This is a genomic window from Sphingobacterium cellulitidis, assembly GCF_043187465.1.
Lineage (GTDB): Bacteria > Bacteroidota > Bacteroidia > Sphingobacteriales > Sphingobacteriaceae > Sphingobacterium > Sphingobacterium cellulitidis.
The window spans coordinates 3,218,689-3,239,984 of the sequence record NZ_CP171136.1 but is presented as its reverse complement, the minus strand read 5'-3'; the positions used below and the strand labels follow the sequence as shown (position 1 = coordinate 3,239,984).

Below are 21,296 nucleotides of genomic sequence, written 5' to 3'. Positions count from 1 at the left end.
CTGTTTCTTATGTATGATTATTTATGATGAAATGACTTGATTAATAAAAACAAGAGTATAATTTTTTCTACGAGCTCTAAAGGCATCAACTGTTGGTTCTTAACGTCTGATATCAGTTTTATTTTCGGGGAGTCCAACCACCAAAAAAAGGTCGATCTTTTATTTGTAAGACGTGTTCTTAAGGGTACTCAATTGTTTCTGTAATCTGTCAATTCTTTTAAGTCGTCTATTTTCAAGTATTTTCTTGTCCTGTGGATGCAATTGATAGGCTTCCTTGTCCCTCAGGACATGGTATGCTGCAATCAAGATCTTATGTGCGATGGCTATTGTTGCCTTCTTCTGACCTCTTCGTGCAGCGATTTGATGATGCTTGATCGCAAGTAATGGATTTACCTTGGATCTAGAGGCCACCCATGCTGCCTCCACGAGCGTCGTCTTGAGATACTTGTTTCCACGTGTTATTTTCGAGGAGTACTTCTTTCCTGCACTCTCATTGTTGCCCGGGCAAACCCCAGCCCATGAAGAAAGGTTCTGATGTGTTGGAAATTGAGCCATGTCCGTACCGATTTCTGAAACGATTCCCAGTGCCACCCTGGAAGATACTCCAGGGATAGATTCCAGTAGTTCCAGCTCCTGGTGCATGATCCTTGCGTACTGTTCCATCTGAGCCTCTGATTGTGCTATTTGTAGATTGATATGATCGATGGATTGCAGTATTAGGTTCAACATGAAGCGGTGGTGATCCGTGATCTTGCCAGTAAGTGCCTTAAGTAGCTCTGCGTGTTTCTTGACCAGCGAACCCTTGGCCATGCTTGCCAATAGCAAAGGATCGAGGTGACCTTTGGCCATGGCCCGGACCATTTCCATGGCGCTTACCCCAAATACGTCGCTGACCACGCTCCGCAGTTTGATGTTGGCGGATTCAAGGATGTTCTGTAACCGGTTCTTTTCTGCGGTCCGCATAGCGATCAACTTGCGCCTATGTCGGAAAAGCTCCCTGAGCTCACGGATATGTTGTGGTGGGATGAAGCTTCCCTTCAGTAGACCGGAAAGAAGCAGTTTGGTGATCCATTCGCTATCCTTCTTGTCGGTCTTCTGTCCCGGAACATTTTTGATATGCCGGGCATTGACCAGTAGGATGTGAAAATAGTCTTCCAGAACCGCGTAAACCGGTCGCCAGTAAACTCCAGTGCTCTCCATGGCAACCTGTGTAATGGAATGAGCCTGAAGCCATTCCACTAAATTGTACAGGTCATCCGTAAAAGTTAAGAAGGTTTTTGTCTCTGTATCAAAATCACTACCTTTAATGGTAGCAACTACTGTGTCTTTGTGGACATCCAGTCCACAACCACGATCAAGGATAAAGGGTAATCCGCTGACAGCCATAGGTCTTATATTTATTGGTACTAAGATACCGTTTTGGCTAAATGCCTATTGGGACTATGAGCCCGTGACTTTCATGGCTGTTGGTGATACCCGATGTATAATGATCGTTTTGTTTTATAATATCTTCGTTTAATTGCTGGAAGTTTCCAGTTCTTTTTGAAATTTATTTTTGACCATCAGGTGCAGTATTAGAGATAAAATTCCTCCTGCGCACATGACGGATAACATAGGCCAGGCAGTTCCATTATGGAAGAAACTTACCAATGCGGAGGCAAGTGCTCCGATTGCCATTTGAATACAACCTAATAAAGCAGAGGCACTACCCGCTAAACCTTTAAATGGGGTAAGGGCTACTGCAGATGTATTTGGAAAAATAAAGCCATGCCCAAATAAGAAGCAGAAAATTAAAATTAGCATGACTGGGAAACTCAATAAATTCGTCATTAAGGCCACAATCATCAATATCCCAATAAAGGCTTGCCAGGTATTGGCCATCCTGCTGATATATTCGCTACTATGTTTTTTGAGGAAGTATCTATTTAACTGGGTCGCAATAACCATTGCGGAGGCTACAAATGCAAAAGCAATTCCATATTCTTGTTTGGTTAGACCAAAGAACTGTTGCATGACGAATGAAGATCCTGCTAAATAAGCGTATGTGCCGGCAGAAGCAATAGAACCGATCAAACAATAGGATAGGAATATTTTATTGCTTACAACTTGCCAAAAGTTGTTTAAAATAGATTTTGGGGCGAGAGAAAAGCTTTTACTTCCGGCATAACTTTCAGGCAAGAAAAATGCTGTAGCAATAAAGATAAAAAGTGAAAGTAAGGCTAAAAATAGGAAGATATAATGCCAGTCAAAATGAGCCAGCATAAAGGCTCCGATACTTGGTGCCAGAATAGGGGATACCCCAATCACCAACATTAATAAGCTGAAAACTTTCGCAGCTTCACGGCTGCTGTAATAATCCGTCACTATGGCGCGAGCTCCAACCATACCGCCACAACTTCCTAAGGCTTGTAAGAATCTTAAGATGATCAGGTGGTTGATATCCTTTGTGAAAATACATAATAAGGATGCTACAAAGTAGATGGCAAGACCAACGAGTAATGGTTTCTTTCTTCCATATTTATCCAATAAAGGGCCATAGATCATTTGGCCAAAGGCAATACCAATAAAGTAACTAGTTAGTGTAAGTTGCACTTGGTCAACGGAGGTGTTGAAATCTTCGGCGATGACATCAAAGGCAGGGAGGTATAAGTCAATCGAGAAAGGACCAATTGCTGATAATAGTCCAAGGATAAGCAGGGTTACTTTTCTGTTGTTTTTTAAAGTTAAGGTCATCAAAAAATAATAAAAAAAGCCCTACAATTTTGCAGGGCTATATTGTGTTAAGCTTTTTTGTTTTCTTGAGGTTTTCTGAGTAGCAGAAAGATACCTAGCAGAATAAAAGGAATACTTAGTATTTGTCCCATATTTAATAACATACCAGCTTCGAATGCTACTTGGTCGATTTTTACGTATTCAATAATAAATCGAGCACCGAATAACAGGATCAGGAATATTCCGAATAGTTTACCTGGTTTAGGATCTTTATTTTTCTGATACATAGCCCAGAGTATGAAGAAAATTATGACATAAGCGATTGCTTCATACATTTGAGCGGGGTGACGAGGGATTTGATCGATATGTGTAAATACGACTGCCCAAGGGAGGTCAGTTGGATTACCAATCATTTCTGAGTTGAAGAAGTTTCCAAGTCGAATAAATGCTCCTGCAATAGGTACTACCAATACCAGCCGATCTGCAATCCACATGAAGTTTGTTTTGGTATTTCTAGAGAAAAGCCAAAGAGCTACTAGAATTCCGATAGCTCCACCATGACTGGCGAGACCTGTGAAACCTGTTAATTCCCAAGCTCCATTAACCTTTTGGAATGGGATAAATATTTCAATAAAATGCTCTTTATAGTAAGCCCAATCATAGAAGAAACAGTGTCCAAGTCTAGCACCAAGGAGGGTTCCTACGAAAATATAGATTGTCAATTTATCCAATAACTCTTGAGATTTCCCTTCTCTCTTGAAGATTTTTAGCATCAGGAAGTAGGAAACGACGAAAGCCAACAACCAACATAGAGAATACCAACGAACGCCAAAGGAACCAATTTTAAAGATTTCAGGCTCAGGTCCCCAAGTAATAAAACTTAAAATATCGATCATATTGTAATAAAAATGTGTGGTAAAGATAAGGTTTCGGATTTTATTTTTGCGAAAATAGCGGAAATACTTATTTTGCGAGAATTAATAATACACTATGGCAAAGAAAGGAACAAAAGTAGAGGAGCAAGCTTCTGTAGTTACAGATGCCTCCTTATCTTTTTTTGAAAAATATATAAATAATCCTTCACCGACAGGATTTGAATGGGGCGGACAACGCATGTGGTTAGATTATATCAAGCCATTTGTTGATGAGACCTATATTGATAATTACGGTACTGCTGTTGGGATCATCAATCCTGAGGCAGAGTATAAAGTAGTCATTGAGGCACATGCGGATGAAATCTCATGGTTTGTGAATTATATTTCCAAGGATGGATTGATCTATGTAATCCGTAATGGAGGTTCAGATCATCAGATTGCACCTTCTAAACGCGTCAATATCCATACGGATAAGGGAATCGTAAAGGCTGTTTTTGGTTGGCCGGCGATTCATACCCGCTCCGGAGAAAAAGAGGAGAGCCCTACCTTGAAGAATATCTTTTTGGATTGTGGTTGTACATCAAAGGAAGAAGTTGAAGAATTAGGGATTCATGTAGGCTGTGTAATTACCTATGAGGATGAGTTTATGATTTTAAACAATCGTTATTACGTAGGTAGAGCATTAGATAATCGTGCTGGTGGCTTTATGATTGCTGAAGTAGCTCGATTACTAAAAGAAAACAAGAAAAAATTACCATTTGGATTATATGTTGTAAATTCAGTTCAGGAAGAGATTGGATTGCGTGGTGCTGAGATGATTGCAAATTATATTAAGCCCAACGTTGCGATCGTTACGGATGTAACCCATGACACGAATACACCGATGATCAATAAGATTACGCAGGGAGACCTTGCATGTGGCAAGGGGCCAGTTGTTTCTTATGCCCCAGCGGTACAAATTAATCTGAACAAGCAATTAATTGAGGTTGCGCAAAAGAATAATATTCCGATTCAAAGGCAAGCATCTTCAAGGTTTACAGGAACAGATACAGATGCATTTGCCTATTCAAATGGAGGAGTGCCATCTGCATTGATTTCATTACCTTTACGCTACATGCACACGACTGTTGAAATGATTCATCGAGATGATGTGGATAATGTTATTCGTTTGATCTATGAGATGGTCTTAAGCATTAAGAAAAATCAAGATTTTAGAACTTTTAGTAAATAAAATATAAAGCACAAAAAATTAGACATGGAAAACCCTAATTTAAATCCAGAAGGACAAGAGTTAAGCATTGAATTGACAGAAGAAGTAGCCGAAGGCGTTTACTCTAATCTAGCGATCATCACGCATTCAAACACTGAATTCGTAGTTGATTTTGTTAGAATTATGCCAGGAGTGCCTAAAGCTAAGGTCAAGTCCAGGGTTATTTTAACACCAGAACATGCAAAACAATTAATGAAGGCTTTGCAGGAGAATATCAGCCGTTTTGAAGGACAAAATGGGACTATCCAACCAAAGGATATGCCTTACCCTTTAAACTTTGGTACTCCAAAAGGCGAAGCTTAAAATTATTTCATAGCACTTAAAAAGAGCTGCCATCGGCAGCTCTTTTTTGTTTGTTTTCATAATATCAAGAAAACATTCCAAAACGTTAAGGTTGCTTTCTTAAAATATTTGCTGAATGTTTTGTTTTTTAAAGTTTTTTACTGAAATACAATAAATCATGATTTCTGAATTTTCTGTAACAATAGGGTTGGGAATTCTTATAATCGGCTCATATTAAAGAGTTCCCCTAAAAACGCTAAAAATTGGAATGGGATTTGATTAAATGATAATATTGCCGTTTCTGGCATTTCAATCAAATAAAAATGGATATTAAAGTACGAAACCTTAGTAAAAAAGATTATAAGGATTTAAAGAATTCTATGGAGGAGGCTTATCATGGTCTTGGCGATCCATGGACGAAAGAAAATATTGTTGACCTTATAGATATTTTTCCTGAGGGTCAAATTGCAGTGGAGGTAGATGGGAAAGTTGTTGCTTGTGCATTATCTATTATCCTAAATTCTCGAAAAACAAATGTTTATGATAAGTATTACACCATTATTGATGATGGTAAATTTGATAAACACGATACAGATGGAGATACCCTTTATGGAATCGAAGTTTTTGTGCACCCAGATTTCAGATCACTTCGATTAGGAAGAAGGCTTTATGATCAGCGGAAAGAGTTGTGTGAGCAAAGAAACTTACAAAGGATTATTGCTGGAGGGCGGATTCCGAATTACCATAACTACTCCGACAATATGACTCCAAGGACTTATATTGAGAAGGTAAAACGTAAAGAAATATATGATCCTACCTTAACATTTCAATTGTCCAATGATTTCCATGTAAAGAAGATTTTGAAGAATTATCTTCCTGAGGATTCTGAATCGATGGAAGTGGCTACGCTTTTGGAATGGAATAATATTTATTACGAGCCTGATGCGCCATCCAACTCGGCAACCAAACAAACGATTCGTTTAGGATTGGTTCAATGGCAGATGCGCTTATTTAAGGATTTAGAGGAGTTTTATGATCAAATCGAGTTCTTTGTGGATACAGTGAGTGATTATGGAACAGACTTTATTATGTTTCCAGAGTTTTTCAATAGTCCGTTGATGAGTCCTTACAACGAATTGCCAGAGCGTTTGGCGATGGAGAAATTAGCTGAACATACCAAGGAAATCGTTGAGCGCATACAGCAGTTCGCAGTTTCATATAACGTGAATATTATTTCGGGATCAATGCCAATCATGGAAAGAGGAAAACTTTATAATATAAGTTACCTGTGTCATCGAAATGGTAGTTTGGATCAGTATAAGAAGATTCATATTACTCCGAATGAGATGAAGTATTATGGCTTGGTAGGCGGATCAGAGGTGAAGGTTTTTGATACGGATTGTGGCAAGGTCGGATTACTAATTTGTTATGATGTGGAGTTTCCGGAGTTGAGTCGGATTTTAGCAGATCAAGGGATGCAGATCTTATTTGTTCCTTATATGACGGATACACAAAACGGTTATATCCGAGTTCGTTCATGTGCTCAGGCTAGAGCAATTGAGAACGAATGTTATGTAGCCATTGCAGGATCGGTAGGTAACTTACCACGCGTGAATAACATGGATATTCAGTATTCGCAATCAGCAGTATTTACACCGTCAGATTTTGCATTTCCAAATAATGCGATCAAAGCCGAAGCAACTCCAAATACCGAGATGGTATTGATTGCAGACGTAGATTTATATGCTTTGCGGGATCTGCATGAATACGGTACAGTCAAGCTATTAAAAGATAGACGAAAAGACTTGTATGAAGTCAAGTTGTTGAAATAATCAAGCATAAAAAAATGGGGTTAATCAAATTAACCCCATTTTTTTATGCTTGATACAAGAACTACAGTTCTCTAATCCAGATATTTCTGAAGGAAACCAAGTCACCATGGTCTTGCAGTCCAATAGGACCCGCGCCATGTGCTTGCATCTTAGGTAATCCAATGTATTCCGTTGTTCCTTGGATTTCAGTATTGTTTTGCACCAATACGCCATTATGCAAAACAGTCACCAATCCTCTTTTGATCAGTTGCCCATCTTTATTGAATCTAGGTGCGGTATAAATTACATCATAAGTATGCCATCCACTTTCTGGTTTTCTAGATTCTACTAGGGGAGGGCTTTGTTTATAGATACTACCTGCTTGACCATTGGTGTAAGTTTTGTTATTGTCATTGTCAAGGACCTGAAGTTCATATTTCCCTTGCAGGAATATTCCAGAATTGCCTCTACCTTGGCCTTCTCCTTTTATGGTTTCAGGGCTTTTCCATTCAATGTGTAATTGGAAATCCTGGAAGTCTTTTTTGGTATGTATTCCACCGGAACCTGGTTTTACTGTCAGGACATTATCGTTAATGGTCCATTGAGGTTGGCTACTACCATCCTTATCGCTGACCCATTCAGTAAGATTTTTTCCATCAAATAACACAATGGCATCCGAAGGAGCTGCATTTGCTTTAGTGTTTACCACCCTTGGTACAGGTTCATAAAACTCGGTATCCTGAGGTTGGAATTTGGTCTGAGCGCCAGCGTAAGATACGCCCGCAAATAATGCTATTAGTAAAGAGTGTTTTAACATCGGTTTAAGTATTTTGTTATGGTAATATAAGAAAAAACATTATTTTTAATAAGCAAATTCATAAAACTTTAGTAAGAATGGTCACAATCACGCAAAAAATAGCCCTGGAAGAAGTTCGATTTTATTCTCCGATTGGATATTATGAAGAAGAACAAGTTTTGGGTAATGAGTTTTTTGTAAGTGTTTCTGTAAGTTTTCCTTTTAATAATCCAGATTCAGAAGAGATTCAGAATACGGTTAATTATGAAGAGTTGTATGCCATCTTGGTGGAGGTGATGAGCCCGCGTCGTAAATTACTCGAATCAGCAGCTGAGGATATTTTAAATAGAGTTGTTGAAGAATATTCCCATGTTCAACAAATTGAAGTATCCATTCGTAAAGTAAATCCTCCTTTTGGAGGTGACCTGGCGAATTCTGTCGTATCCCTTTCTTATTCAAAAGATTAGTTAGTTCTTTCTAGCTTAATTCCCTAATATTCTGATTTCCTAAGTTTATTAAAACGGTCATTTTGGCTGTTTAATTTCTTTATTACAAGACAAATTGTCTTGCGAATAATGTTATCTGGCCTTGGTACGTTAGTTGATTAAAGGATGATATAACAAGAAAAAAATAAATAAAACATAAGGAGGAATTAAACATGGCATTAATTAAGTTACCAGGAAAATCTTACAACACAGATGCTGTCAATCCATTTGTAAACAACGTGTTTGACAATTTATTTAATGATTCATTTATCACGGACCGTTTAGTAACACGCGTTCCAGCGGTAAATATTACAGAATCAGCAGAGGCATTTAACATCGAAGTAGCTGCCCCTGGCTTACAGAAATCGGATTTCAAGATCAATGTTGATAAGAATGTGATCAATATTTCTGTAGAGAAACAAGAAGAAAAAGTAGAAGAGGGTAAAGTATACAGTAAAAAAGAATTTAGTTACACTTCTTTCTCGAGATCATTTACACTTACGGAAGTTGTTGATTATTCAAATATCGACGCGAGTTATGAAAACGGGGTTTTAGATATCAAAATTGGGAAGAAAGAAGAAGCGAAAGTAGCAAAGAGATTAATTGAAGTGAAGTAAGTTTAATTGTGGTTAGTTGATTAGGGTAGCATTTTAATGCTACCCTTTTTTTATGGGATTGTCATAATAATGTCTTTTGTGAAAAAAACATTTAAACTACTTAACACTGTTAAGTAGTTTTGTTTTTGTAATGATATTATAGGTGGAAAAGAAAATAAAACATAAGGAAGATTTAAGGACTGTGATTTTGGAGGCTGCCAAGAAGCTGTTTGTACAGGAGGGATATGAGGCGACATCGATTCGCAAGATTGCAAAGGAAATAGGGTTTAGTCCGACTACTATTTATTTATACTATAAAGATAAGAGTGATATAGTATATGCCTTGCATCAAGTAGGTTTTAATATGTTAAAGGATCAGTTTATGCCATTGATGACGGTTGAAGATCCTTTTGAGCGGTTGAAGGCCTTGGGCAGGATATACATGAAATTTGCTTTCTCGCATCCAGAGTATTACCAAGTTATGTTTATGATGCGGGAGCCATTATCCTTTTTGAATGGACAGTTAGGGGATAATTCATGGGTGGAAGGCGAATTGGTAATTGAGTTATTAAAGCATACAATAGTTGAATGTCAAAGTTTGGGTTATTTTAAGGGTATGGATCCTGTTTTTATAACCATTCAGTTATGGAGTTCAGTACATGGTTTGGTTTCCTTACATATTACCCAACATTTGGATTGTATCTCAGACGTATTTGGTCAATCGGGTGAAATGGAAGAGATGTTGAATTCTTCATTTCAAATTTTAATCGGTTTGATCAATTCATCGAAATAGTTTTTTTTGAACATATAGTTAACACTGTTAATAATGAATTTACATCACACACTATCTATTATTATCATAACTCTTGTTGGTTCATTTAGGCTGGCGTCTGCGCAGGAGCCTCAATTGGATCTATATGTCAAGCAGGGTTTGGATAGCAACTTAGTTCTTATACAGAAGGATTTATCGCTGAAAAGAGCTATGAATGGTCTTGAAGTTGCCAAGAGTATGTATTTGCCTAATATAACCTTTGACCTTACTTATTCACATGCTGATGGTGGTCGATCCATTGATCTTCCCATCGGCGATATGCTGAATCCTGTATATACCACGCTAAATCAGTTGACGCAAAGTGATAATTTCCCTCAGATAGATAATGAGCAGATTACCTTCTTGCCCAAGAATTACTATGATGCCAAGGTAAGAACCTCGGTTCCAATTATTAATACAGATATCAAGCATAATAAGGTTGTTCGGGAGAAGATGGTGGAGTTGAGTAAAACAGAGACTGAGCTATATAAAAGGGAGTTGGTCAAGGATATCAAGATAGCCTATTTCAATTATTTGAGTGCGGTACAGGCTAAGGAGATTTATGTTAATGCATTAGGCTTGGCTAAAGAGGGAAGAAGGGTTAATCAGAAGTTATTGGAAGCAGGTAAGGGATTACCAGCTTATGTGATTCGGGCAGATGCGGAGATTGCGCAGCATGAATCAAAAATTGCAGAAGCCGATCAACAAATTAAGAATGCAAAGTATTACTTCAATTCCTTGCTGAACCGTTCGGAAGATGCGGAGATTATTTATGATTTGGAAAAGGATAGGTCAGGGGATTTGAAGACTGGGGAGTTATCAGTTGATATCGAAGGCAGGGAGGAATTGAAATCTTTAGAAGGTAATATTGCGATTCAGGAATCTTTGGTAGAAATGAGTAAGCAAGCTTTTGTACCGAAGGTAAGTGCTTTTTTGGATTTAGGTTCGCAAGCCGAGGGATTGAGAGTAAGCCGACATTCACAATATTTTATGGTGGGAGCACAAATGAGTTTTCCGATTTTTCAAGGCAATAGAAACCGGTTAAAGATTCAGGAAAATGAGATTGCAGTCGCGGAGGCACAAAATAAATTAGATCAGGCGAAGCAACAATTGGGCTTATCGGCTGCGCTGGCAAAGAATGAATTGCTAGCGATGCAGAAGAATTATGAAAGCTCGAAGGTTCAGATGGAGGCCGCCTCAACCTATCAAAGACTAATATTACGAGGCTTCAATGAAGGGGTGAACACCTATATAGAAACCATTGATGCCCGTTCGCAATACACGAATTCCCAAATGGCGAATAACATTGCAGCCTTTAAACTATTATCGGCCATGGCTAAATTAGAAAGAGAAAACGCATCATACCCACTAAAATAAAGAACATGAAATTAACACACATAACTATAATACTTGCTTCGGCAGCATTGATTTTAAGCTGTAAAAATGCGGAGCGAAAAACGGAGCTTGCTATTCAGGATACTATCCCAGTAAGGTTGATGCCGATTAATACAGGGTCCAGCGAAACGGGTATTGAAGCGACAGGCGTATTTACCACCGATGATGAAACGGTATTGAGTTTTAAGAATGGGGGAGTTATTTCAAAGATAGCTGTGAAGGAAGGCGATGCGGTTCGTAAGGGACAATTGCTGGCTTCAGTTTTAAGTTCGGAGGTGGATGCGAAAGCAGGTCAGGCTCGATTGGCAGTTGAGAAAGCAAGGCGAGATTATGAGCGGGCAAGCAAGTTATACAAAGACAGTGTAGCAACCTTGGAGCAGATGCAAAACGCTAGAACCGCATTGGATTTAGCACAGCAGGACTTGAAATCGGTAAGTTTTAATCAACAATATTCAAATATTTATTCACCGGTTTCAGGCTTTGTATTGGCAAAGATGGCGAACGAAGGTCAGGTTGTAGGGCCTGGAACACCAATCTTGCAAGTGAATGGTGCTGGGAATGCAAAATGGCAGTTGAAAGTAGGTGTTGGAGATCAGCAGTGGAGCCAAATCAAAGTTGGTGATGCTGCCAAGATTAGTACGGACGCGATGCCTACGGATACCTTGGATGCGGTGGTCGCAAAAAAATCTGAGGGGATAGATCCGCAATCCGGAACCTTCAGCATATTCCTGGAATTAAAAGAAAAACCAAGTTATAAGTTGGCTTCAGGAATTTTTGGGAAGTCTATTATCCAAAGTTCCGGAATGAAAGAAGGAAATCAATGGAGAATACCATTCTCAGCCTTATTGGATGGCAATGGTCGTGAGGGTTATGTTTTTGTCACCGAAGATGGTAAGAAGGCAAAGCGTCAGAAAATTAAGGTTTCCAAAATAGAGAATGATGATGTGTTGGTAGAGTCTGGGCTTGAGAATGCTCAATCCTTGATTATATCCGGCAGTCCATATTTGTTGGATGGATCAGCAATTACAATCAAAAAATAACATCATAACCAGAAATCATGAGCTTAATAAGATATCCTATTAAGAATTACCAATTTACGATGATCATGGTTTTGATGATCATGGTGGTGGCCATCACTTCGATGATGACCATGCCTAGAGCTGAAGACCCTGATATGAAAGGAGTATCCTTTCCGGTGTTGGTAGTGCATCCTGGGACAAGTCCGAAGGATATGGAACAATTGGTGGTGAAACCTTTGGAAGCTAGATTCTATGAACTAGACAATATCAAGGATATAAAAACTACCATCAATAATAGTGTTGCCTTTTTCTTTATTGAATTTGAATATGGTCAAAACTATGATGATAAATATCAGGAGTTAGTACGTGAATTGAATGCTTCGCGTTCGGAGCTTCCTGATAATATCTACAGTATGGAGGTTTTGAAAATCGACCCTACGAATGTGAGTGTTATCCAGGCGGCTTTAATTTCTGAGAATGCTTCACAAAGTAGCATGAAGAAATATGCGGATAAGCTGAAGCAAGAGTTGGAAAAGGTGAAGGCCTTGAAAGCGGTGGAGATTTCCGGTCTTCCGGACCAGCAGGTTCGCATAGATTTAAAACAGGCAAAGCTGGCGGAATTGGGTATCCCGATGAACAGAATTATTCAAGCTGTTCAGAGTGAGAATCAGAATATTCCTGCGGGTAGCGTAAATGCTGGTAGCTTATCCTTCAGTGTGAAAAGTTCGGGGAACTATCAGAGTATTGAGGATATTCAGAATACGATAATATCCAGTGCTCAGGGACGAAATATCTTATTAAAAGACGTAGCTGATGTTTATCCATCCTTTGGAATAAACAACCATATCACCCGACTAAATGGCTTTCATTGCATTTTGATCAATGCTGCTCAAAAGGAGGGAATGAATATCTCCGATACCCAGAAGGAGTATAAAAAGGTTCTGGACGAATTTAAAGCTGGACTTCCAGAAAATATTGACTTGGTATTGAATTTTGACCAGGCTAATAATGTCAATAAGCGTCTTGGGGGCTTGGCTGTAGATTTTGGAATTGCGATTTTCTTGGTGCTATTTACCTTATTGCCATTAGGAACGCGAGCTTCCTTGGTTGTTATGATAGCCATTCCATTATCCTTGGGGATAGGTTTGATTGCCATGAATTCATTTGGTTATTCGTTGAATCAATTGAGTATTGTAGGATTTGTGGTGGCATTAGGACTGGTGGTGGATGATAGTATTGTGGTCGTTGAGAATATTGAGCGTTGGATGCGCGAAGGTTACAGTAAGATCGAAGCGGCTATCAAAGGAACAGAGCAAATAGCATTGGCGGTATTGGGATGTACGGTGACTTTAGTAATTGCCTTTATGCCTTTGGTATTTATGCCGGAGATGGCCGGTGAGTTTATCCGCAGCATGCCGATTGCGGTAATTTCATCGGTTATAGGTTCGATGTTTATTGCCTTATTGGTTGTTCCATTCTTATCGAGTAAACTTTTGAAGCCACATGAGCATGAAGGTGGAAATGCGATTTTGAGAGGGATGCAGAAGGTGATCCATAAGTCTTATGGTGTATTTTTGGATAAAGCCTTAAAACATCCGGGCCGTACGGCAATCATTGCGTTGGCGATATTTTTAGGGTCTTTGGCATTGATTCCAATCGTAGGATTTAGTTTATTTCCAGCTTCTGAGAAGCCACAATTCATGATCCATATCAATTCTGCACTTCAATCGAATATTCAAACCACTGATAGTATTACTAAGGCGATTGAAAAGGAGTTGAAGCAAATTCCGGAGGTGAAATACTATACATCCAATGTAGGAAAAGGAAATCCAAGGGTGTATTACAATATGCAACAGGCACGTGAAGATGTTTCCTATGCGGATATCTTTGTTCAGTTGCATGATGATATTAAGTCCAAGGATAAGATTGCTTTAATTGAGCAGTTGCGAGCCAAATGGACACCTTATTTAGGAGCGAAGGTTGAAGTTCGAGATTTTGAACAGGGAGTTCCTATTATTTCTCCGGTTGAGGTTAGAATTCTTGGTGAAAACCTGGATACCTTACAATCACTAGCATTTAAGGTTGAGGATTTATTGAGAAATACGGAAGGTTCGGAATATGTGAATAATCCTATCAAGAACAATAAGACCGATATCAAGGTTAAGATCAATCGTGAGAAAGCAATGGCTTTGGGTGTTCCGACCTCTTCTATTGACCAAACGATTCGAGTTGCCTTATCTGGTTATAGCGTAGGAACCTATACTGATCCTAATTCGGATGACAATGATTATGATATCATGGTCACTGTTCCGCGCAATGGTGAACCGAATATTGAAACATTAGAAGGCATATTTGTTGATAATGTAGCTGGGACTTCAATTCCATTATCTCAGTTAGCAAGTTTGGAATTTGAGGAGTCTCCGTCGAATATCTATCATAAGAATAAAATCAGAACGGTTTCGGTGAATTCATTTGTGAAAAAGGGTTATGGAAATGATGAAGTCATCAATTCAGTTATCGATCAAATGGATAAATTCCCATTCCCTGAAGGATACTCCTATGAAATGGGGGGTGAGGTTGAAAGTAGGGAGATGGCTTTTGGTGGATTTGGGACTATTATTTTGATTACCGTCTTTATGTTTATTGCGGTGTTGATCTTGGAGTTCAAAACCTTTAAGAGCACCTTGATTGTGTTATCTGTTATTCCGTTGGGAGTAGTGGGTGCTGTGTTGGCATTGTTAGTGACTGGAAACACCTTATCCTTTGTTGCAACGATTGGTATTGTTGCGCTAGCAGGTATTGAGGTTAAGAATACAATTCTGTTGGTGGATTTTACCAATCAATTAAGACGTGAGGGGATGGCTTTAAATGAGGCTATTGAGAAGGCAGGAGAGATTCGGTTCCTTCCAATCATACTAACGACCTTAACGGCTATTGGAGGGTTATTACCGATCGCTTGGTCATCTAATCCATTGATATCTCCATTGGCGACCGTCATGATTGGAGGATTGATTAGTTCAACATTATTATCACGAATTGTTACACCGGTGATTTATAAATTAATTCCTCCAAAAATAGAAGAAGAGGAAAATTCAACACAAATAGAAACGAAATAAAAATCAAGGGCCGATTGATATCTGATATTAACCGGCCCTTTTTATTGCTAATTGTTATGGATTTTCTGATTTGAATCGATAATATTCATCTTTTAATTCTTCATATCTTTTCTTCCAGTCTTCTGGTGTCCTTTGGGAGATATTCTTTAATTTCTTCAGTTGAAACGAAAGGATACAAGATGCTATCCCCGCTGAGATAATTGCCATTCCAGTCCAGATAACTATAGTTAGTCCAGCGAATACAGGATTCCATAGGAGGATAAAACTAAACAGGATTCCAAGGATGGCGAAGAATAAGATCCATCCCCAATTCTTAATACCGTATTGTTTGAGGTCCAAAGCGAAGGATAGATATTGGATGGATTTAAACATGGCGAAGAAGCCTATTACAAAAGGCAATGTTGCCAAAGAGATTGCTGGGTTGCTCAATAGTAACAATCCGAAAAGGGTATTTAAAATACCGCCGGTCAGATACCAACCCCAACCATCAATTTCATTTTTATTATTGAGGGAGAAAATAATTTCTGCGACGCCTGAGAATAGAAATGAAATACTAAAAACAAATGATAATGCTAGAAAAGAGGTTACTGGTGTTGATAGCACATAAAACCCTAGAACAATAAGAATAATACCTACGATTAAGGGCAGATACCACTGTTTAACAGCGGTTTTGATGGTTTTGAGAAAATTTTCCATGATAGTATGATTTAAGTAGCATGATAATCTAGATTTTAATTTATAACCTAATACAAATCAAATTTCATTAAGTTTTCTTAAATATTAAACCAATATGATGAGGGTCATTTTATCCTGTGATATATTAATTATTGAGGTTAATGAATTTTCCTTTCAAACAAAAATTGTCTATGCTTGTTTGTTTGAAAAAGGAGTAAGTATGAAAAAACTATTGATCATAGGAGCTGCATTTTTAATGTTAGCCTGTAATAATCAGAATAAAAAGAATTCAAATGCAGCCGATTCGGCGATAGCAGAAGGTTCAACGGAAGGAGCAATTCCTGCAAATAATCCAGCTGATGTATTGCCACATGTTGCTAAGAAATTTATTGAAGAGCATTTTCCAAATGCGACGATTCAACATGTAGAAAATAAACAAAGTCCTGTTTCGGATGGTACTGTCTTCGATGTTGATTTATCAGATAAGACGGAAATAGATTTTGATAAGGATGGCGAATGGCGAGAAATCAGTACGAAAGACAACGTAGTTGTTCCATTAGCTGTATTACCGGCATCTGTTCAAGAGTATATCAATGCCAATTATGCCGGACAAAATATTAAATCTGTAGATAAAGAAATTGATGTAATGGCAGTAGAGTTAGCAAATGATACTGATTTGGTTTTCGATTTAGACGGTAAATTCTTGCGAGTAGATAAATAATAAATATATCCATAATAGAAAAGCTTCCGTATTGTAAAATACGGAGGCTTTTTTTATTGTTGGAGAATTAACCTAAGCTATTCAAGCTTTCAACTAAGATTTGAATCTTAGCTTCAGCATCTGCTTTTTTGTTTTTCTCATTTTCTACAATCTCTGGTTTTGCATTTTGAACAAAACGCTCATTGGATAACTTCTTATCTACAGATACCAAGAATCCTTTAAGGTATTCAATTTCCTTGGTGATTCTTTCTTTCTCGGCATCAACGTCGATATTATTTTCCAAAGCAACATAACATTCATCTTTACCAGCCAAGAAACTCACGGCACCCGTAACTTTTTCTTTTACAAAGGTTAATTCCTCAACATTCGCTAGTTTTTTGATACTATCCTGATAAATACTGTAGTCAATATTTGTCGCATTGATAGCTAATGGGAGAGCTATTTTAGGAGAAAGTCCTTTTGAATTTCTGATATTACGAACCTCAGAGATGATTTGTTGTACGATAGAAAATTCTTTGATGATATTTTCGTCGAACCCTTGTGATTTCGGGAATTCAGCAACGATAATACAATCTTTTTCATCGCGTTCTCCAAAAATCTCATCATGCCATAATTCTTCTGTGATAAATGGCATAAATGGATGCGCTAATTTCAGAACCTTTTGGAATAATCCTTTTACAGTCTCATAGGTTTCTTTTTCAATAGGTGCTTGGTAAGCAGGTTTTACCAGTTCCAAGTACCATGAACAGAAATCATCCCAGATTAATTTATAAGTTGCCATCAAGGCATCTGAAAGTCTATAGTTTGCAAAATGTTCTTCAATTTCCACAAGGGTTTGGTTGAATCTCGCTTCAAACCATTTTGCTGACATCTTTTGCGAATCAGTTGCTTCCTTATCTACCACTTCCCATCCTTTTACCAAACGGAATGCATTCCAGATTTTGTTGGCAAAGTTTCTTCCTTGCTCACAATAAGAAACATCAAACATCAGGTCATTTCCTGCAGGTGAAGATAACAACATACCCACGCGAACACCGTCAGTTCCGTACAATTCCATTAACTCAATAGGGTCAGGGGAGTTACCCAATGATTTAGACATCTTACGGCCTAATTTATCCCTTACAATTCCAGTAAGATATACATTACGGAATGGAGGTTTTTGGGTATAATCATGTCCCATAATGATCATACGTGCAACCCAGAAGAATAAAATCTCAGGTGCAGTCACTAGATCATTTGTTGGGTAATAATATTTAAAATCAGGATTTTCTGGATTTCTTACACCGTCAAATACAGACATTGGCCATAATCCCGAAGAGAACCAAGTATCCAAAACATCATCTTCTTGACGAATTCCAGAAGTTGATTTGCCTAGGCTTTCAAATTCCTGTATAGCTTCAGCTTCAGTTTTAGCAATTACCCATTCATTCTTTTCATTGTACCAAGCTGGAATTCTTTGACCCCACCATAATTGGCGAGAAATACACCAGTCTTTAACGTTTTCCATCCAGTGTTTATACGAGGCAAAAAACTTGTCTGGTATTAACTTGATGGTTCCGTCTTCCACATATTCTAAAGCCGGTTTAGCTAGGGTATCCATTTTCAAGAACCACTGCATGGAAAGCTTAGGCTCGATAGCAGCATTTGTTCTTTCTGAAAAACCAACCTGTGATTTATAGTCTTCGATTTTCTCAATTTGTCCAGCCTCTTCCAATAATACAGCGACTTTCTTACGCGCAATGAAACGGTCTTCACCTACCAGGATCTGAGCCTTTTCATTTAAAGTACCGTTATCATTTAGGATATCAATAACTTCAAGATTGTGTTTTTGACCAAGTTCATAGTCATTTAAATCGTGAGCAGGGGTAACCTTTAGACATCCTGTACCGAATTCCATTTCTACATATTCATCTTGAATAATTGGAATCTCGCGGTTGATCAAGGGAACTAAAACTGTTTTTCCTTGTAGGTGTTTATACCGTTCATCCGCGGGGTTGATACAGATGGCAGTATCGGCCATAATCGTTTCCGGACGAGTAGTCGCAATAATCACATACTCATCGGAATCTTTGATTTTATAACGAACGTAATAAAGTTTTTGATTGACTTCTTTACGGATTACTTCTTCATCAGAAAGGGCAGTTTTACCTTCAGGATCCCAGTTTACCATACGGATTCCGCGATAGATATAACCTTCTTTATAGAATTTGATAAAGGTGTCGATTACAGCTTCAGAAAGGTCTGGATCCATCGTGAACTTGGTTCTTTCCCAATCACATGAAGCGCCTAGTTTTTCTAATTGCTTAAGGATGATACCGCCATATTTCTCTTTCCATTCCCAAGCATAGCTCAAGAACTCTTCACGAGTAATAGATGACTTCTCGATTCCTTTTTCTTTCAACATAGCGACAACCTTTGCTTCAGTTGCAATGGATGCATGGTCTGTTCCAGGGACCCAACATGCATTTTTACCCTGCATACGTGCACGGCGGATCAATACATCTTGAATAGTATTGTTCAACATGTGTCCCATGTGAAGGACTCCGGTGACGTTTGGTGGAGGCATTACAATTGTATATGGCTCACGCTCATCTGGTACCGAACGGAAAAATCCATTTGACATCCAGTAGGAATACCATTTCTCTTCAGCTTCTTTTGGATTGTACGTTTTTGCTATGCTCATTATGATAATTAATGTTCTAAAAGGTTACAAAAATACGCATTTATAGCCTTATTTCCCACCTGTTAGCCGTAAATAAATATCCTAGATTTAGTAATTAAAAATTTAATGTTAATTAACTGTTACTATCTTCAATTAAATGTAAATTTGGCGATTGAATTTTTTAGTAACATGAAAAATGTTGTCAAAGATTTAAGGGGCTTTTTCTTCTATTTCGGCTTTTGGCTAATGATGAGCTTCTTGGATCGCAGTATATTTTTAATTTTTTTCTCGGAGAAGCTTGATAACCCTAATATAACCGATGTTTTAAGGATTTTCTTTCATGGGCTACCGCTCGATTTCTCTGTAGCATCATATATCTGTGTATTGCCTTTCTTGGGTTATTTGCTGTTGAATTATTATTCTAATGAAACTCTGAAACGGAAGCTTTTAAAAGCTTACACCTTTGTCATTCTATTATTTTATCAGATTGTCACCTTTGCCAATGTAAATATTTACAGAGAATGGGGGGATAAAATTTCCAAGCGAGCGATTGATGCAATTGCTGAAGATGCTGCCGGAGCTGCTGCTTCTGCGGAATCTACTCCGATACTGATTCCAGTATTGGGAATTGTATTATTGACTGCGGGTAGTTATTGGTTATTCTTAAGGCTTTTTAAAGGGGTTGAGTTTCCTAAAAAACTACCTATATGGAAGCTGTGCATTCAGATTTTCATAGGAGCTTTATTTTTATTCGGGTTTATCCGTGGCGGCTTTGGAAGAGCTCCACTGAATCCTAGTAAGGCGTATTTTTCGTCGAAGACTTTTTATAATCATGCTGCGGTAAATACCCATTATGCATTATTAAGGGAATATTTTACTCGGAACCAAAGAATGCGTTCGCCATATAAATACTTCCAGGAGGAAGGTGAAGTGCTAGAAAAAATAAAACCAGCATTTATTGAGAATCCTGACTCTTCCTTTAATATTCTGAAGACCAAGCAACCGAATGTTGTTTTATTGGTATTGGAAAGTTTTGTTGCTGATCTCATCGAGTCTACCGGTGGCGAAAAAGGTATCACCCCGCATTTTGAAGAAATGATTTCTAAGGGAGTATTCTTTGATCAGATTTATGCAGCATCAGACCGTTCCGATAAAGGAATTGTTGGAGTATTCAGTGGATTTCCAGCACAAGGACCAGAAAGTATCATCAAGTATATTGATAAGCATGAGAATATGCCTGCCATAGGCCAGGAGTTTTTCAATGCCGGCTATACTACCTCATTTTACCACGGAGGACAAAGTGAGTTCTATAACTTTAAATCGTACATGTTGACCCATGGAATTGAAAGGGTAGTGGATATCATGAATTTCAGTCCTTTGCTGCCTAGAACATCATGGGGCGTATATGACCATATTGTATTTGAAAAAATGATCGAAGACCTGGATGAAGATAAACAGCCTTTCTTTTCGAGTATTTTTACTTTGGTCAACCATGAGCCCTTTGAGCTGTATGAGGATTACAAGTATGGTAAGGACAATAATGTAAATAAGTTTAAGAGTACAGCCTTTTATACGGATCACTCGGTCTTTCAATTTATTGAAGAGGCCAAGAAAAAGGATTGGTATAAGAACACCTTGTTTGTCTTGGTTGCAGATCATGGTCATCGATTGCCAGCAGAGAAGTGGGATATCTCAAGACCGCAGAGGTTCCATATTCCATTGTTGTTTTTTGGGGATGTGATCAAAGAGGAGTACAGAGGGAAAAAGTTTAATCAAATCGGAAATCAAACCGACCTTGCAAAAACTTTGTTGAATCAATTGAATCTACCTTCGGATCGATATAAGTGGAGTCGGGATTTATTTAATTCCACTATGCCACAAGTAGCCTTTTATAATTCAAAGGATGCATTTGGAATCATCAGTCCAGAGGAAGTTATCTCCTATGATCGAGTAGGAAATCGAATAAACTATAATTCTAATGAACAATATCCTCAAGTCAAAGCAGATAGCTTATTAAATATGGCTAAAGCTTATTATCAAGAGGTGTATGAAGACTTTATGAAGTATTAA

General features: G+C 38.2%; 17 protein-coding genes. 11 read left to right on the top strand and 6 right to left on the bottom strand.

The genetic code is table 11. From position 1 onward, the window contains the following. Positions 1-159: 159 nt before the first annotated feature. The 3 genes from ACF3OC_RS14300 to lgt all read right to left on the bottom strand — a co-directional run bounded on the left by ACF3OC_RS14300 (position 160) and on the right by lgt (position 3,608). Entirely contained in the window at positions 160-1,386 is a 1,227-nt protein-coding gene (locus tag ACF3OC_RS14300) for an IS110 family transposase (RefSeq protein ID WP_182499660.1), read from the bottom strand. Between the two features lie 129 nt (positions 1,387-1,515). Then, positions 1,516-2,733: a multidrug effflux MFS transporter gene (locus tag ACF3OC_RS14295; RefSeq protein WP_392469535.1), complete on the bottom strand. Its 1,218-nt coding sequence runs from the start codon at positions 2,731-2,733 to the stop codon at positions 1,516-1,518. Positions 2,734-2,780: 47 nt separating this feature from the next. Next, complete coding sequence (gene lgt / locus ACF3OC_RS14290) at positions 2,781-3,608, bottom strand: prolipoprotein diacylglyceryl transferase (RefSeq protein ID WP_094256066.1); 828 nt, start codon at positions 3,606-3,608, stop codon at positions 2,781-2,783. Positions 3,609-3,702: 94 nt separating this feature from the next. Between lgt and ACF3OC_RS14285 the strand changes: the two genes are divergently transcribed. From ACF3OC_RS14285 to ACF3OC_RS14275, 3 genes are all read left to right on the top strand, one after another. Continuing rightward, the gene (locus ACF3OC_RS14285) at positions 3,703-4,818 is read left to right on the top strand and encodes a M42 family metallopeptidase (RefSeq protein ID WP_094256065.1); all 1,116 of its coding nucleotides are present in this window, start codon (positions 3,703-3,705) and stop codon (positions 4,816-4,818) included. Between the two features lie 24 nt (positions 4,819-4,842). After that, a complete protein-coding gene (locus tag ACF3OC_RS14280) occupies positions 4,843-5,160 on the top strand; it encodes a DUF3467 domain-containing protein (RefSeq protein ID WP_094256064.1) in 318 nt (105 codons plus the stop codon). A gap of 302 nt (positions 5,161-5,462) precedes the next feature. After that, positions 5,463-6,971 (top strand): carbon-nitrogen hydrolase family protein, encoded by a 1,509-nt coding sequence (locus tag ACF3OC_RS14275; protein ID WP_094256063.1) that lies wholly within the window; start codon positions 5,463-5,465, stop codon positions 6,969-6,971. Positions 6,972-7,032: 61 nt separating this feature from the next. Here the strand turns inward: ACF3OC_RS14275 and ACF3OC_RS14270 are convergent, their stop codons facing one another. After that, the gene (locus tag ACF3OC_RS14270; protein WP_094256062.1) at positions 7,033-7,767 is read right to left on the bottom strand and encodes a DUF1080 domain-containing protein; all 735 of its coding nucleotides are present in this window, start codon (positions 7,765-7,767) and stop codon (positions 7,033-7,035) included. Between the two features lie 77 nt (positions 7,768-7,844). Between ACF3OC_RS14270 and folB the strand changes: the two genes are divergently transcribed. The 6 genes from folB to ACF3OC_RS14240 all read left to right on the top strand — a co-directional run bounded on the left by folB (position 7,845) and on the right by ACF3OC_RS14240 (position 15,168). Next, a complete protein-coding gene (gene folB / locus ACF3OC_RS14265; protein WP_094256061.1) occupies positions 7,845-8,213 on the top strand; it encodes a dihydroneopterin aldolase in 369 nt (122 codons plus the stop codon). 191 nt (positions 8,214-8,404) lie between these two features. Then, positions 8,405-8,848 (top strand): Hsp20/alpha crystallin family protein, encoded by a 444-nt coding sequence (locus tag ACF3OC_RS14260; protein ID WP_392469532.1) that lies wholly within the window; start codon positions 8,405-8,407, stop codon positions 8,846-8,848. 142 nt (positions 8,849-8,990) lie between these two features. Further along, positions 8,991-9,620 carry a TetR/AcrR family transcriptional regulator gene (locus ACF3OC_RS14255; RefSeq protein ID WP_318271344.1) on the top strand — a complete coding sequence of 210 codons (630 nt, stop codon included), beginning with the start codon at positions 8,991-8,993 and terminating at the stop codon, positions 9,618-9,620. A 33-nt stretch (positions 9,621-9,653) separates the two neighbouring features. Next, positions 9,654-11,015 (top strand): TolC family protein, encoded by a 1,362-nt coding sequence (locus tag ACF3OC_RS14250; RefSeq protein ID WP_094256059.1) that lies wholly within the window; start codon positions 9,654-9,656, stop codon positions 11,013-11,015. A gap of 5 nt (positions 11,016-11,020) precedes the next feature. Continuing rightward, complete coding sequence (locus ACF3OC_RS14245; RefSeq protein ID WP_094256058.1) at positions 11,021-12,073, top strand: efflux RND transporter periplasmic adaptor subunit; 1,053 nt, start codon at positions 11,021-11,023, stop codon at positions 12,071-12,073. A 17-nt stretch (positions 12,074-12,090) separates the two neighbouring features. Beyond that, a complete protein-coding gene (locus ACF3OC_RS14240; RefSeq protein WP_094256057.1) occupies positions 12,091-15,168 on the top strand; it encodes an efflux RND transporter permease subunit in 3,078 nt (1,025 codons plus the stop codon). 54 nt (positions 15,169-15,222) lie between these two features. Here the strand turns inward: ACF3OC_RS14240 and ACF3OC_RS14235 are convergent, their stop codons facing one another. Then, a complete protein-coding gene (locus ACF3OC_RS14235; RefSeq protein ID WP_318271343.1) occupies positions 15,223-15,864 on the bottom strand; it encodes an HdeD family acid-resistance protein in 642 nt (213 codons plus the stop codon). 199 nt (positions 15,865-16,063) lie between these two features. Here ACF3OC_RS14235 and ACF3OC_RS14230 point away from each other — a divergent pair, with 199 nt between their 5' ends. Next, the gene (locus ACF3OC_RS14230; protein ID WP_169715152.1) at positions 16,064-16,564 is read left to right on the top strand and encodes a PepSY-like domain-containing protein; all 501 of its coding nucleotides are present in this window, start codon (positions 16,064-16,066) and stop codon (positions 16,562-16,564) included. 67 nt (positions 16,565-16,631) lie between these two features. Here ACF3OC_RS14230 and ACF3OC_RS14225 read toward each other — a convergent pair whose 3' ends face one another. Beyond that, positions 16,632-19,247: a valine--tRNA ligase gene (locus ACF3OC_RS14225; protein ID WP_094256054.1), complete on the bottom strand. Its 2,616-nt coding sequence runs from the start codon at positions 19,245-19,247 to the stop codon at positions 16,632-16,634. Positions 19,248-19,415: 168 nt separating this feature from the next. Here ACF3OC_RS14225 and ACF3OC_RS14220 point away from each other — a divergent pair, with 168 nt between their 5' ends. Continuing rightward, on the top strand, positions 19,416-21,296 hold the full coding sequence (locus ACF3OC_RS14220; protein WP_094256275.1) for an LTA synthase family protein: 1,881 nt from the start codon (positions 19,416-19,418) through the stop codon (positions 21,294-21,296).

Coding starts and splice junctions, on each gene's coding strand:
- ACF3OC_RS14300 (WP_182499660.1), bottom strand. CDS start 1,386: ATGGCTGTCAGCGGATTACCCTTTATCCTTGATCGTGGTTGTGGACTG.
- ACF3OC_RS14295 (WP_392469535.1), bottom strand. CDS start 2,733: ATGACCTTAACTTTAAAAAACAACAGAAAAGTAACCCTGCTTATCCTT.
- lgt (WP_094256066.1), bottom strand. CDS start 3,608: ATGATCGATATTTTAAGTTTTATTACTTGGGGACCTGAGCCTGAAATC.
- ACF3OC_RS14285 (WP_094256065.1), top strand. CDS start 3,703: ATGGCAAAGAAAGGAACAAAAGTAGAGGAGCAAGCTTCTGTAGTTACA.
- ACF3OC_RS14280 (WP_094256064.1), top strand. CDS start 4,843: ATGGAAAACCCTAATTTAAATCCAGAAGGACAAGAGTTAAGCATTGAA.
- ACF3OC_RS14275 (WP_094256063.1), top strand. CDS start 5,463: ATGGATATTAAAGTACGAAACCTTAGTAAAAAAGATTATAAGGATTTA.
- ACF3OC_RS14270 (WP_094256062.1), bottom strand. CDS start 7,767: ATGTTAAAACACTCTTTACTAATAGCATTATTTGCGGGCGTATCTTAC.
- folB (WP_094256061.1), top strand. CDS start 7,845: ATGGTCACAATCACGCAAAAAATAGCCCTGGAAGAAGTTCGATTTTAT.
- ACF3OC_RS14260 (WP_392469532.1), top strand. CDS start 8,405: ATGGCATTAATTAAGTTACCAGGAAAATCTTACAACACAGATGCTGTC.
- ACF3OC_RS14250 (WP_094256059.1), top strand. CDS start 9,654: ATGAATTTACATCACACACTATCTATTATTATCATAACTCTTGTTGGT.
- ACF3OC_RS14245 (WP_094256058.1), top strand. CDS start 11,021: ATGAAATTAACACACATAACTATAATACTTGCTTCGGCAGCATTGATT.
- ACF3OC_RS14240 (WP_094256057.1), top strand. CDS start 12,091: ATGAGCTTAATAAGATATCCTATTAAGAATTACCAATTTACGATGATC.
- ACF3OC_RS14235 (WP_318271343.1), bottom strand. CDS start 15,864: ATGGAAAATTTTCTCAAAACCATCAAAACCGCTGTTAAACAGTGGTAT.
- ACF3OC_RS14230 (WP_169715152.1), top strand. CDS start 16,064: ATGAAAAAACTATTGATCATAGGAGCTGCATTTTTAATGTTAGCCTGT.
- ACF3OC_RS14225 (WP_094256054.1), bottom strand. CDS start 19,247: ATGAGCATAGCAAAAACGTACAATCCAAAAGAAGCTGAAGAGAAATGG.
- ACF3OC_RS14220 (WP_094256275.1), top strand. CDS start 19,416: ATGAAAAATGTTGTCAAAGATTTAAGGGGCTTTTTCTTCTATTTCGGC.